At 51.1% G+C, this 552-nt stretch carries 2 tRNA genes and 1 rRNA gene; all 3 read right to left on the minus strand.

Annotated features, from left to right (window positions below):
- Positions 1-144 precede the first annotated feature (144 nt).
- Positions 145-220, minus strand: a tRNA-Ala gene (locus AC3WLP_RS27860).
- A gap of 6 nt (positions 221-226) precedes the next feature.
- A tRNA-Ile gene (locus tag AC3WLP_RS27865) sits at positions 227-303 on the minus strand.
- Between the two features lie 85 nt (positions 304-388).
- A 16S ribosomal RNA gene (locus tag AC3WLP_RS27870) occupies positions 389-552 on the minus strand; the annotation flags it as partial.

Here is a 552-nt window from a genome sequence, read left to right on the forward strand (position 1 = left end):
GATCCACCAGCAGTGAAACTGGTGTTCAGTCTATATCTATCACATATCCGAATTTTTAAAGAACGATCTGACAAAAGTCAGAAATCAACATTCAATATGAATGTTCATTTCTAAGTTCTGACAAGTTACTGTGTACGGCGAAAGTGGTGGAGCCAAGCGGGATCGAACCGCTGACCTCCTGCGTGCAAGGCAGGCGCTCTCCCAGCTGAGCTATGGCCCCGCATATTGGTAGGTCTGGGCAGATTTGAACTGCCGACCTCACCCTTATCAGGGGTGCGCTCTAACCAACTGAGCTACAGACCTATAACAGGGTCGCGTTACAGCATCGTCTTTTACAATGAATCAAGCAATTCGTGTGGGAGCTCATCAGCAGGCTGATGTCGTCGATTAAGGAGGTGATCCAGCCGCAGGTTCCCCTACGGCTACCTTGTTACGACTTCACCCCAGTCATGAATCACACCGTGGTAACCGTCCCCCCGAAGGTTAGACTAGCTACTTCTGGTGCAACCCACTCCCATGGTGTGACGGGCGGTGTGTACAAGGCCCGGGAAC

The sequence above is a fragment of the Pseudomonas sp. FW305-E2 genome (genome assembly GCF_058782925.1).